The sequence below is a fragment of the Cetobacterium sp. genome, from assembly GCF_977044495.1.
On record NZ_CDRRQU010000002.1, the window covers coordinates 39,725 to 51,876 of the forward strand.

Genomic DNA, 12,152 nt, shown 5'->3' on the forward strand with positions numbered 1-12,152 from the left:
GTAGACATTCATTGGTCTACAACCTTTTTTATTATTTCAAAATTGCAGTTTAAATATTGACATTTTAAATTAATATAGTATACTAAGTACTGAAAACACATATATTTTAAACTAAAAATATACAAACAAAATGTAAAGATTTTCATAAAATAGCAGAGACGAGAGAGAGCTATTCATCAAAAAAGGTTTTTATCTTTTTTTTGAAAGCTCTTTTTTTATAAAAATAAAATTTAATTTAGGAGGAGATAAAATGAAAAAGGGATTTTTAAAAATTTTGATGTTAGTATTAAGTGTTTTTATAGTGGGATGCGGAGGAGAAAAAGAAAAAACAGATGGAGTACAGCAAGCTAAAGCTCCTCAAAAAAAAATTATTAAAATGAGTATGAAATTTGTAGAAGATGAGCAAACAGCTAAAACTTTTCACCAAGTAGTAAACAAAATAAATGACAGATTAAAAGATAACTTAGAAATCCAAGTTTTTACTGGTGGACAACTACCAATTGGAAAAGATAGTATGGAACAAGTTGTTGGAGGAGCAAACTGGATATCTGTAGATGGAATAAACTTTTTAGGGGACTATGTCCCTGATTATAATGCTGTTGTTGGTCCCATGTTATATAATAGCTTTGATGAATATTTATTTATGACTAAAAGTGATTTAGTTAAAAATCTAAATATTGAAGCTGAAAAAAAAGGAATAAAAGTATTATCACTAGATTATCTATTTGGATTTAGAAGTATGTTGACAGAAAAAGAGATAAAAACACCAGAAGATTTGAAGGGACTAAAAATCAGAGTTCCAAATAGCCAACTTTATATGTTAACTCTAGAAGCTATGGGAGCAAATCCAACTCCACTTCCATTTACGGAAGTTTATAGTGGAATCCAACAAAAAGTTGTGGATGGATTAGAGGGATCTTTAATGACAATCTATGGAACTAAAATATACGAGGTTAGAAAACAAGTTTCTTTAACTAATCATCTTTTGGGAGTTTCAGCTGTAACTATTTCAAATAAAGTTTGGAATGAATTAACTGAAGAACAAAGAAATGTTATTGAGGAAGAGATTTACAATGGAAGTATCTATAACACTAATGAAACTATAAAATTAGAAAAAGAGTATCAAACTAAATTAGAGGAACTTGGAGTAAAATTTAATGAGGTTGATGCTGTCGCATTTAATAAAGCGATTGAAAATGTATTTAACCAATTCCCAAAGTGGACACCTGGAATCTACAATCAGATAATGGATGAATTAAATAAAATTAGAAATAAATAGAATTTGCTAGTTTGGAGGCTTGCATGGGTAACGATATCGTAAAAAAATTTGGAGAACTAGAGTTTGAAGCACTACTTGGAAGTATCACAATAAGTGTGACTGTAATTCTTGTAATAGTAAATGTATTCCTGAGATATTTCTTAGGAATACAATACTCTTGGATAGAAGAAGTTTCAGTTGGTTGCTTTATATGGACGGTCTATTTAGGAGCAACAGCAAGTTATAGAAAGAGGGGACTTATTGGGGTAGATGCCGTGACAAAAATACTTCCTCTAAAAGGAAGAAGAATACTGAGAATTATCACAAATAGTTTATTGCTGGTTTTAGCCGCTTCTATGTTCTATTTAAGTTATAACTACACACATTCATCTGATAAAATAACATCTGCCTTAGAAATTTCATATGTTTATATAAATTCTTCTTTACCTATTTCATTTGGATTAATGACAATTTATTCTGTCTATTTTTTTGTTTATGATATTATTAATTTTAATAATTTAGAAATAGAAGAAACAGAAGAACAAGAAGAGTTTGAACAGCAAATAGAGGATGTGATGATATAATGGAAGCATTTATACCAGTTATTATTTTATTTATTTTATTTTTCTTAAATATACCTATCGCTTTTGCTCTAATAGGAGCATCACTGTACTATTTTATATTTCAGAACAATATAATGTCTGTCAATATGGTTATTCAACAATTTGTAACTTCTGTCGAATCATTCCCATATTTAGCTGTTCCATTTTTTATAATGGTAGGATCCGTTATGAACTTTTCAGGAATTAGTTCAAGCCTGATGAAAATGGCAGAAGTTTTAACAGGTCATATGATTGGAGGGTTAGCTCAAGTCAATGTAATATTGAGTGCTATGATGGGAGGAATCTCAGGTTCAGCAAATGCAGATGCAGCTATGCAATCTAAAATTTTGGTTCCAGAGATGGTAAAAAGAAATTTTTCAAAACCATTTTCAGCTGCAGTTACAGCGGCTTCTTCCTCAGTAAGTCCAGTAATCCCTCCAGGAACAAATTTGATAATTTATTCATTAATAGCTAATGTTTCAGTAGCTAAAATGTTTTTAACTGGATATACTCCTGGAATTATGATGACAATTGCCCTTATGTTTGTAGTACATATAATCTCTAGAAAAAGAGGGTATACTTCAACTAGGGATAAAAGAGCAACAATAAAAGAAATTTTAATCCAAATTAAAGACTCTATATGGGCACTTTTAATTCCTTTTGGAATTATTTTAGGAATGCGTATGGGACTTTTCACTCCAACAGAAGCTGGAGGTGTTGCTGTGCTATTTTGTTTTATAGTTGGAGTTTTTGTGTATAAAAAACTCAAATGGGAACACGTACCAATTATTTTAAAGGATACAGTCTATGGAACAGGTTCTGTTATGCTTCTTATAATCGGAGCAAAAGTTTTTGGATACTATTTAACATTGGAAAGAATTCCTCAAATGATAACAAACCTTTTAGTTGGCTTCACAGACAATAGATATATGTTACTTTTTATAGTTAACTTACTTTTACTTTTTGTTGGAATGTTTCTAGAGGGGGGAGCAGCCCTTGTAATTCTTGCTCCACTTTTAGTACAAGCAGCTCTAAAGGTTGGAATAGATCCAATACAATTCGGAGTAATACTAATTGTTAATATTATGATTGGAGGAATAACGCCACCTTTTGGGTCAATGATGTTCACAACATGTACCATAGTCGGTGTAAAGCTTGATGAATTTGTGAAAGAAGTATTACCGTTTATTTTAGCACTATTAGTTGTTTTAGCTATTTTAACTTATTCAGAAACAATAGCATTGTATATACCAAACTTATTAATGTAGACTGTGGAGGTTAGATGAACATAAAAATATTATTAGCACTCAGTATAGTGGGATTATCTTTAACATCTTTTTCTCAAAATGATAAAAAAATTATAATAGCTCATAGAGGAGCAAGTGGTTATTTACCAGAACATACACTTGAATCAAAGGCTTTGGCTTTTGGTCAAGGAGCAGATTATCTAGAACAAGATTTAGTTATGACTAAGGACAATAGAGTAATTGTAATACACGATCATTTTTTAGACCAACTCACAGATGTTGCCAAACAATATCCTAATAGAGCAAGAAAAGGTGGCAGATATTACGTAATGGATTTTACTTTAGCTGAAATAAAAGGTTTGAACATGACTGAAAATTTTAAAGTAGAAAATGATCAAGAAAAATTGGTCTATGAAGGAAGATTTCCTCTGTGGAAATCAACATTTAAAATTCACACTTTAGAGGAAGAATTAGAGTTTATTCAAGGATTAGAAAAAACGACAGGAAAAAGAATCGGAATATACCCAGAGATTAAAGCTCCTTGGTTACATCATCAAGAAGGAAAGGATATAGCTAAAGAAACTTTAGAAATTCTGAAAAACTATGGTTATACAAGTAAAGATGATCCTATCTATTTCCAAGTTTTTGATTTTAATGAATTAAAAAGAATTAAAAATGAGCTCATGCCAAAAATGGGAATGGATTTAAAATTGGTTCAGTTAGTTGCATATACTGATTGGAATGAAACTATGGAAAAAAATAAAAATGGAGAATGGGTAAATTATGATTATGATTGGATGTTTACTCCAGAAGGTATAAAAGAATTAGCAAAGTATGCTGATGGAATAGGGCCAGCATGGTATATGTTAATTGATGAAAATGAGTCTAAAAAGGGAGATATTAAGGTAACTCCTTTGGTTCAATATATTGGAGACAATAGACTCGAGTTACATCCTTATACAGTTAGGAAAGATGCTCTACCAAATTATGTAGACAATATTGATGAAATGTTTGAGATTATATTTAATAAAACCAATTCTACGGGAGTATTTACAGATTTTCCAGACTTAGGAGTTCAATTTATAGCAAATCAAAATAAATTATAGATGAGGGATGTATTATGAGTGGGATGAGACTGACAGAAATATTATTTAGGTTAATAGTCTCCTCAATATTTGGGGGCTGCATAGGGTTAGAAAGAGAATTAAAAAATAAATCAGCAGGTTTTGTAACTTTGATACTAGTTTGTTTAGGAGCTACAACTATTGCCCTTTTGCAAGAAGAATTATTAATAAGACAAATAAGTTTAATATCTACACATCCTAGTCTCATAGAAAGTTATAAATTAGACATCACAAGATTATCAGCTCAAGTTGTCACAGGGGTAGGTTTTATAGGCGGAGGAGTGATAGTTTATTCAAATGATAAAATTTCAGGGATAACAACAGCAGCTACCTTGTGGATAACAGCAGCTATTGGCTTAGCTATTGGATATGGTTTCGTATTTCTATCTACAGCAGTTTTTTTAATTGTAGTTATAACGTTGATAGTAATGAAAATACTTGAAAGAAAAGTTATAACTATGGTAAGAAATAAGAAAGCAACTAGAAATAGGTTGGTAAAAAAGGAGTAAAAATTAAGATGAAAGACTACAAAGGATACTTGTTTGATGTAGATGGAACAATAGTTTTGGGAAATATTTTAATTCCTGGGGCTAAGGAGAAGATAGAGGAGCTACGAAAGTGTGGAAAAAAGATAGGATTTTATACAAATAATTCCTCTAATAATCCAAAAAGTTATATTGAAAAATTTAAAAAATTGGGAGTTGAAGCTGAGCTGAAGGAAATAATAACTGCTGGGGTTGTCTTGGCAGATTACTTGGCAAATAACTGTAAAAATAGAAAAATATTCATGGTAGGAACAAAAGAGTTTAAAGAGTATTGTAAAGAGATGGGAATCCAAATTTTTGATGAAAAAGATGAGTTCAATTTTTCTGAAATTGATATAGTTGTGGTAACACTCGACTCGGAGCTGAATTATAAAAAATTAGAGGTCGCCTGTAAACTTTTACATGGGAATGTAGAGTACTTAGCGGCAAATGAAGATTTGGTTTATCCAGTGGAAGGTGGAGTATTTTTACCAGACTGTAGAGCTATTTGCAATATAATTGAATTATGCACAAAGAAAACACCAAAATATTTTGGAAAACCAAAAAAAGTCATGTTAGATTATGCACTAAAAAATTTGAATTTATCGAAAGAAGAAACTGTTATAGTAGGAGATAGATTATATACGGATATAGCTTCAGGGTATATCAATGGCTGTGACACAATACTTGTTTTAACAGGAGAAGCCACAAAGGACAGTAAGAGTGTGTATAAACCAACATATATATTAGATAGTGTAGCTGATATAGATTAAAAATACCAGACTGAAGTTAAAACTATTTGACAAATAATTTAAAATAAGATATAAAATTACTATGAAACTAAATAAAAGTTTTTAGGTGCTTAGGCATAACAAGGAAGTAGGTGTAAATCCTACACAGCCTCCGCTACTGTAATGAGGATGAAACTGCATAGAACCACTGGAAGAAAATCTGGGAAGGGCAGGAGTAAAGCGAATCTAAGTCAGGAGACTTACCTAAAAACTACACAAAAATTGTTAGGAGTGGACAAGTGTGTAATAAAATCTAATGGACTTTAATGTTCGATAGATTTTTTGTCTTCTTCTCTACATTTAAGGGAGTGAGAGAGATGAGGAAAGACTTAAAATGGGATTATAATAAATTTAAAGAATTTGATAAGTTTATACATACTTTCAAAACTTATCAAGACTTAACAAAATTTCTAGAACAAAATCTGTCTGCAATGAGTGGATCGGAAGAGTTTTTACACTATATTATAAAGATGACACCACAAGAACAGTTACTATTATTTTACTTAAAAAAATACAAGAATATCATTAATCTAAAAGTTTTTTATAAAGAGTACATGAAGTTTTGTCAAGAATATTACTACTCTTTAAGTAAAGATTTATTTGAAGTTGATCCATGGAAAAGACAAGTTGTGTATTATATAAATAGAAAAAATAGATTTTTGGATAGCTTGAAAAAAATTAGGAATAATTTAAATATATCCGAAAATAAATCTTTAAATTGACTTATAAAATAAAAATAATACTGTTTAATACTACACGCCTTAAGATTAAATTTGGGCGTGTTTTAATTTTTTGAAAATTCCTGGTAGTTACTTTTTTGTAACTAATTTACAAGTCATGAATAAAATTGTATTCTAAATGTATTGAAATTAGATATAAAAAGGAAGTGTTATTATGAAAAAATGTGATATTTTAAACGCTAAAAATTATGATGCTATTATAATTGGTTTTGGTAAAGGGGGAAAAACTCTCGCTGGATTTTTAGCAAATAAAGGAAAAAAAGTAGCTCTAGTTGAAAAAGATAAAAAAATGTATGGAGGAACTTGTATAAACGTAGGATGTATCCCCACAAAAATTCTTGTTGAAGAGTCTCAAAAAGTTGATAAAAAATTTAAAAAAGCTATTGAAAAAAAAGATGAATTAACATCTAAGTTAAGAGAAATTAACTATAATAAGTTAAATTTACATGAAAATATTGATATCTACACTGGGATTGGAGCTTTTGAATCTGAGCATATCATTAGTGTGACAGAGGATGAAAACGAAATTGTTTTAAATGGTAATCAAATATTTATAAATACAGGCTCCAAAACGATTATTCCCAAAATAGATGGACTTAAAACAACAAGAAATATTTACACTAGTACATCTATTATGGAGTTAAACGAATTACCTAAAAAATTAGCTGTGATAGGTGGAGGTTACATTGGATTAGAATTTTCTTCTATCTATAATAATTTTGGCTCCGAAGTAATTATTCTTGAAGGAAACGAAGATATTCTTCTAAGAGAGGAGATGGAAATTAGAGAGGAAGTTAAAGAAAATTTTAAAACTAGAGGAATTCAAATATTATCAAAAAGCAAAGTTTTAAAATTGAGTAACTATTCTGATAATCAAGTAGAAATTGTTTTCAATCAAGATGAAAAAGAGAATAAAATAGTAGTTGATGGAGTACTTATAGCCGTGGGTAGAGTTCCTAATATAGATGACTTAAAGCTTGAAAATGCAGGTATCAATTATTCTGAAAAGGGAATTCTAGTCAATAATACTTTACAAACAAATGTACCTCACATATATGCCTTAGGTGACGTTAAAGGAGGAGCTCAATTTACATATATATCTTTAGATGACTTCAGAATAATTAAAAATAATCTTTTTGGAGATAAAACTATGACAACCAAGTCCCGAAATATAATTCCATACTCTGTTTTTATTTCACCAACGTTATCAAAAGTTGGACTTTCTGAAAAAGAGGCTATAAATGCGGGGTATAAAGTAAAAACAAAAGTAATTAAAGCATCAACAATACCAAGAGCTAAAATTTTAGGAGATGAAAGAGGTGTCTTAAAAGCTGTTGTAGATGAGAAGAATGGTAGAATTTTAGGGTGTTCGTTATATTCTACTGAATCTAGTGAAGTAATTAATGTAGTAGCTATGGCAATAAAAGAAAATAAAGAATATACTTATTTAAGAGATTTCGTATTTACTCATCCAACTATGAGTGAAGCTTTAAATGATTTATTTGATTTTTAAGATAAATAGATTAGATATTCAAGGAGAAAACTATGATTAAAAGAGTCTTATTAATGCAACTATTAATTTTTTTATCAATTTTTACACAAGAAACACCAAAAAAAAATATCAAAACTGATTACATTAGTCCATATTCTTTTAATGTAACTGTAGAAAGAATAGAAAATGAGTTAAAAAAAATGAATATACCTGTATTTGCCAAATTTGATCACTCTTTAAATGCAAAAAAAGTAAATTTAGACTTAGGAGAAACTACCGTTATTGTTTTTGGTTCTCCTAAAGTAGGAACTCTATTAATGCAAAAAAGACCTGAAGTTGCAATTGAGTTGCCATTAAAAGTTTTGATCTCTGTAAATAAACACAATCAGACTGAAATTAAACTCCAAGATATACAAAAAATAGCTAAAGATTATAATTTAGAAAATGATGATATTATTCTAAAAATGGAAACTTTTTTAAATAAATTGGCAGAAAAAACAATCGCTAAAGATTAATATAGAAATGTATTAGAAAAGGTTTTTGAGATTTTTTTAACCACTATTTTTTACTCTTTAAAATTTTGAGCTGTAGACAACTATTTATCTACAGCTCCTTTATTAAAATAATGAATTTGACAAAAACTTAGTATTTTCTTGCTATAATAAATTTAACTTTGCTCTGATTAATATGTCTAGTGTCCTTTAAAATTGATAAAAATTCAGATTTTATCGATTCAATCTCTTCGTCTTGAAAAAAGTTATCGAATGATAATCTATTGAGTCTATTTTCCCACATTGTATAAACTTCACTAGAGACTACACCCGATCCTGTTAATTCTAAATCTTCTAAATTCTCACTAAGTAAAATCTCCATTCCTAATTTTTTTAATTTAGGCAAAATTTTTCTTCCTGCTCTAAAGTCATAAATCCCTCTATCTCTTATATTTTTTTCAAAAAAAGTTAAGTTCTCTAGAGTCTTTTTAGACAATGGAGCGTGTCCTCGTAAAAGATCGTCAATTTCAATGATTGCAAGCCATCCACCACTTTTTAATTTATCAAACCAAGTTTTAAATATTAAATCCATCTTGTTTGGAAAATAAGCAACAGCAAAACTGGAAAATATCCCATCAATTTCTTTAGAGATATAATCCAGATTAGAGATATCATTTTGCAAAACTGTTACATTAGAGATTTTTCTATTTCGCAATACTTCAAGTAAATTTTTGTTTAAGTCTATAGCTATAACTTCTTTTACTTTTTTGGAAAGAATCTCTGCAAAACTACCTGTTCCACAACCAAGTTCTACAACGATATCATCACTTTTTACTGGAAGCTTTTCTGCTATTAAATTCCATTTTCTATATTTTTGTTGATTTTCATACTCGGCTTTAAGTGTCATATCACTCCTCCCCCAAATTAATAAATTCAATCTTCTATAATTTCTAGGGAAGCTTGAAAGTGCCTTAATATCGGTGGTTCCCAAGTTATTCTGTATCCTCTTGTAATTTCATGAGCTCTCTCTTTTATTGCTATTAAAGCATCTGCTATTATATCTAAGTGAGCTTGTGTGTAAACCCTTCTTGGAATAGCGAGCCTTGTAAATTCAAAATCAGCCTGTAATTGCTCATTTGTATCAGGATCATTTCCTAACATATATGAACCTATATCACAGCTTCTAATTCCTGCTTCTTTATAAAGTTCTATAGCTAAAACTTGTCCCGGAAACTCATTAAACGGTATATTTGGAAAAATTTTTGAAGCATCTACAAATACTCCATGCCCACCAACCGGAGATTGATATATAATTCCTGCATCATCAAGTCGGGAAGCTAAATACTCTATCTGTCCTATTCTATATCTTAAAAAATTTTCATCAATCCCTTCTACTAACCCTATAGCTAAAGCTTCTAAATCTCTCCCCGAAAGTCCTCCATAAGTTGTAAATCCCTCAAAACTTATGCAATTTGCTTTTATTTTTAAAATCATATCTGTATTTTCTACAGCATTTTTTACTCCTATTAAACCACCCATATTGACTATAGTATCTTTTTTGGCTGACATAGTGAAATAATCAGCATAAGAAAACATCTCCTTTATTATCTCCTTTATAGACATATTTGCACACTCAGGCTCATCTCTTTTTATAAAATAAGCATTCTCTGCGTAACGAGCTGCATCTATATTTAATGGTATATTATATTTTTTACAAATAGTGGCAACCTCTCTTGCATTTTTCATTGAAACAGGTTGACCGCCAGCAGAGTTATTTGTAATAGTCAATACCACTAACCCTATTTTTTCTGGACCATATTCCTGTATCAATTTCTCCATTTTTTCAATATCCATATTTCCTTTAAATTTTGATCTTTTAGCTGGATCTTTCGCTTCTGGTACCACACAATCTAAAGGTCTTGCTCCAGCTAAAATAACATGAGCTCTTGTTATATCAAAGAACATATTGGATATTGCATACTGTCCCTGTTTTAAAAAAGTCGGAAATAATACTTTTTCTGCTGCTCTTCCTTGATGTACCGGTTGGATATATTCATATCCAAAAATATCTCTAGCCGTTTCTATTAATTTAAAATAACTTGAAGCTCCAGCATAAGCCTCATCACCTCTCATAACGCCTGCCCATTGTTCTTGACTCATTGCATTAGTTCCTGAATCTGTCAGTAAATCAATATAGACGTCCTCTCCCCTTAAATTAAAAAGATTAAAATTCGCTTCCTTAATTTTTTTTGCTCTCTCTTCTGGTGTAGTCATTTTAATTGTTTCGACCATTTTTATTCTAAATGGTTCTGGAACATACTTGATAGCCATAACGTTATACCTCCGTTTTTAGTCTACCCCGGTCATCTGTTTTCAGATAGGCGGACGGTATTTCCTTTTTAGAAAATTATCCAAAATTCTTACTAATTCTATATACCCTATTAAAATTTATTTTGTCAAACATAAATTTTACTTTTCTTCTCCTACTTCAATAGGATTTGAACTATTTTCGCTCCATTCCATCCATCCATTTGAATAAAGAGCGTTATTTTTTAATCCCATCACTTGGGAATAAAATAATACTTCCGCTGCTCTCCATCCTGATCCACAGAAAAATGTAAGCTCTTTATTTGTATTAATACCTAATCCCGACCACATGGATATAATCTCGTAACCATTTCTCATTGTATTATCAATATTTCTATAGTCCTCTAGCGTTGTCGATTTAGTTCCACCTTTTCCCCATACGGAACCTGCAATTCTACCTTTTCTATCCATATATGAATATCCAGATTCCTTTCCTATCCTTTCATTATACGATCTGATATCCACTAAAAGTTTTGAATTTTTTTTATCTCTTAAAACTTCTTTAGCTCCATTTTCATCAACTATTAAATTTCTATTCAAAGGTATTCTTGATCCAAAATCTTTAATTGGAGTTGGCTTAACAACCCCTATTTCCGTTCTGTATCCAGCACCTTTCCAAGCTTCCAGACCTCCATTTAAAACTCTTACATCCTTCACTCCTAAATACTTTAAAATCACAGCTAATCTATATGAAGCCATAACATCTTCACCATAAAGAACAATTGCATCATTTTTAGAAATTCCCATTTCTTCAGCAAATTTAATTAGATTTTCATCTGTATTCAACATCCATTTTGGAGGTGGTTCAATACTATCTGTATTGATATGAGGAGCTCCAGGAATGTGGCCAGCTAAATAAACTGCTGCATCTTTTATACTTCCCCAAGATACTTCAAAAATTTTGATTTCATTTTTATCTATCGCATTTTTTACCCAATTTGCAGGAACCAAAATTTCATAGTTTTCATATCTTTCAAAAGGTAATTTATCATAATCCTTATTTTTCTCTAAATCATAAAAATAAATCTTTTCTACTCCATCTTCTCTTAAATAATTTTCCACTTTTTTCATATCCTCAGATTTTCCGTATAAAACAATATTTTTTTCTGGGAAAATCCCTTTTTCCAAAATTCTTTGTTTTAATATATCTCTATTTTTAGAATTTCGATATTTAGTTTTTAACCAATTAGCAGAAAAGTCCGTAGCACCTCTTATATGCCCATTTGTCTTTAAATTAGACAAGTTCCATCCGTTATATTCATTACTGTCTCTTGTATCAACTATAACCCATTCAGAGTTACCAAGATTTTTTAGCAATTCTTCAGTATTAATATCCTTTGCTAATAAAACTGCTGATAGAATTATTAATAAAAATAATATTTTTTTCATCCTATATTTCTCCTCAAATCTATTTTTAAGACAACACTTTGTCAATTAAATTTTTAACTTTTAACCTAAAAGTTCCATCCTCAATTAATTCATCTCAAAATAATCACCTCACCGAACAAATGCATTA

12 protein-coding genes and 1 riboswitch are annotated in these 12,152 nt (G+C 30.0%); of the genes, 9 read left to right on the top strand and 3 right to left on the bottom strand.

The window, feature by feature from the left end:
• Window positions 1-250 precede the first annotated feature (250 nt).
• From ACWI69_RS00720 to ACWI69_RS00760, 9 genes are all read left to right on the top strand, one after another.
• On the top strand, window positions 251-1,279 hold the full coding sequence (locus tag ACWI69_RS00720; RefSeq protein ID WP_448819954.1) for a C4-dicarboxylate TRAP transporter substrate-binding protein: 1,029 nt from the start codon (window positions 251-253) through the stop codon (window positions 1,277-1,279).
• Between the two features lie 23 nt (window positions 1,280-1,302).
• Window positions 1,303-1,842: a TRAP transporter small permease gene (locus ACWI69_RS00725; protein WP_448819955.1), complete on the top strand. Its 540-nt coding sequence runs from the start codon at window positions 1,303-1,305 to the stop codon at window positions 1,840-1,842.
• A complete protein-coding gene (locus ACWI69_RS00730; protein WP_448819956.1) occupies window positions 1,842-3,128 on the top strand; it encodes a TRAP transporter large permease in 1,287 nt (428 codons plus the stop codon). Before ACWI69_RS00725 ends, ACWI69_RS00730 begins: the two co-directional genes overlap by 1 nt.
• 14 nt (window positions 3,129-3,142) lie before the next feature.
• Window positions 3,143-4,213 (top strand): glycerophosphodiester phosphodiesterase, encoded by a 1,071-nt coding sequence (gene glpQ, locus ACWI69_RS00735; RefSeq protein ID WP_448819957.1) that lies wholly within the window; start codon window positions 3,143-3,145, stop codon window positions 4,211-4,213.
• A gap of 14 nt (window positions 4,214-4,227) precedes the next feature.
• Complete coding sequence (locus tag ACWI69_RS00740) at window positions 4,228-4,740, top strand: MgtC/SapB family protein (RefSeq protein ID WP_448819958.1); 513 nt, start codon at window positions 4,228-4,230, stop codon at window positions 4,738-4,740.
• Between the two features lie 8 nt (window positions 4,741-4,748).
• Entirely contained in the window at window positions 4,749-5,528 is a 780-nt protein-coding gene (locus tag ACWI69_RS00745) for an HAD-IIA family hydrolase (RefSeq protein WP_448819959.1), read from the top strand.
• Window positions 5,529-5,594: 66 nt separating this feature from the next.
• A riboswitch (cobalamin riboswitch) is annotated at window positions 5,595-5,768 on the top strand.
• 95 nt (window positions 5,769-5,863) lie between these two features.
• Entirely contained in the window at window positions 5,864-6,268 is a 405-nt protein-coding gene (locus tag ACWI69_RS00750; RefSeq protein ID WP_448819960.1) for a hypothetical protein, read from the top strand.
• A 172-nt stretch (window positions 6,269-6,440) separates the two neighbouring features.
• Window positions 6,441-7,799: an FAD-dependent oxidoreductase gene (locus ACWI69_RS00755; protein WP_448819961.1), complete on the top strand. Its 1,359-nt coding sequence runs from the start codon at window positions 6,441-6,443 to the stop codon at window positions 7,797-7,799.
• Window positions 7,800-7,831: 32 nt separating this feature from the next.
• Window positions 7,832-8,293: a DUF302 domain-containing protein gene (locus ACWI69_RS00760; protein WP_448819962.1), complete on the top strand. Its 462-nt coding sequence runs from the start codon at window positions 7,832-7,834 to the stop codon at window positions 8,291-8,293.
• Window positions 8,294-8,420: 127 nt separating this feature from the next.
• Here ACWI69_RS00760 and ACWI69_RS00765 read toward each other — a convergent pair whose 3' ends face one another.
• From ACWI69_RS00765 to ACWI69_RS00775, 3 genes are all read right to left on the bottom strand, one after another.
• Window positions 8,421-9,176, bottom strand: coding sequence for a class I SAM-dependent methyltransferase (locus ACWI69_RS00765; protein WP_448819963.1), 756 nt, complete (start codon window positions 9,174-9,176; stop codon window positions 8,421-8,423).
• 26 nt (window positions 9,177-9,202) lie between these two features.
• Window positions 9,203-10,600, bottom strand: coding sequence for a tryptophanase (locus tag ACWI69_RS00770; RefSeq protein WP_448819964.1), 1,398 nt, complete (start codon window positions 10,598-10,600; stop codon window positions 9,203-9,205).
• 138 nt (window positions 10,601-10,738) lie between these two features.
• Window positions 10,739-12,025, bottom strand: a complete 1,287-nt coding sequence (locus ACWI69_RS00775) for a rhodanese-like domain-containing protein (protein WP_448819965.1) — start codon at window positions 12,023-12,025, stop codon at window positions 10,739-10,741.
• Window positions 12,026-12,152 lie beyond the last annotated feature (127 nt).

Bases quoted from the DNA above. Each gene is read 5' to 3' on its own strand.
- ACWI69_RS00720 (WP_448819954.1), top strand. From the start codon at position 251: ATGAAAAAGGGATTTTTAAAAATTTTGATGTTAGTATTAAGTGTTTTT.
- ACWI69_RS00725 (WP_448819955.1), top strand. From the start codon at position 1,303: ATGGGTAACGATATCGTAAAAAAATTTGGAGAACTAGAGTTTGAAGCA.
- ACWI69_RS00730 (WP_448819956.1), top strand. From the start codon at position 1,842: ATGGAAGCATTTATACCAGTTATTATTTTATTTATTTTATTTTTCTTA.
- glpQ (WP_448819957.1), top strand. From the start codon at position 3,143: ATGAACATAAAAATATTATTAGCACTCAGTATAGTGGGATTATCTTTA.
- ACWI69_RS00740 (WP_448819958.1), top strand. From the start codon at position 4,228: ATGAGTGGGATGAGACTGACAGAAATATTATTTAGGTTAATAGTCTCC.
- ACWI69_RS00745 (WP_448819959.1), top strand. From the start codon at position 4,749: ATGAAAGACTACAAAGGATACTTGTTTGATGTAGATGGAACAATAGTT.
- ACWI69_RS00750 (WP_448819960.1), top strand. From the start codon at position 5,864: ATGAGGAAAGACTTAAAATGGGATTATAATAAATTTAAAGAATTTGAT.
- ACWI69_RS00755 (WP_448819961.1), top strand. From the start codon at position 6,441: ATGAAAAAATGTGATATTTTAAACGCTAAAAATTATGATGCTATTATA.
- ACWI69_RS00760 (WP_448819962.1), top strand. From the start codon at position 7,832: ATGATTAAAAGAGTCTTATTAATGCAACTATTAATTTTTTTATCAATT.
- ACWI69_RS00765 (WP_448819963.1), bottom strand. From the start codon at position 9,176: ATGACACTTAAAGCCGAGTATGAAAATCAACAAAAATATAGAAAATGG.
- ACWI69_RS00770 (WP_448819964.1), bottom strand. From the start codon at position 10,600: ATGGCTATCAAGTATGTTCCAGAACCATTTAGAATAAAAATGGTCGAA.
- ACWI69_RS00775 (WP_448819965.1), bottom strand. From the start codon at position 12,025: ATGAAAAAAATATTATTTTTATTAATAATTCTATCAGCAGTTTTATTA.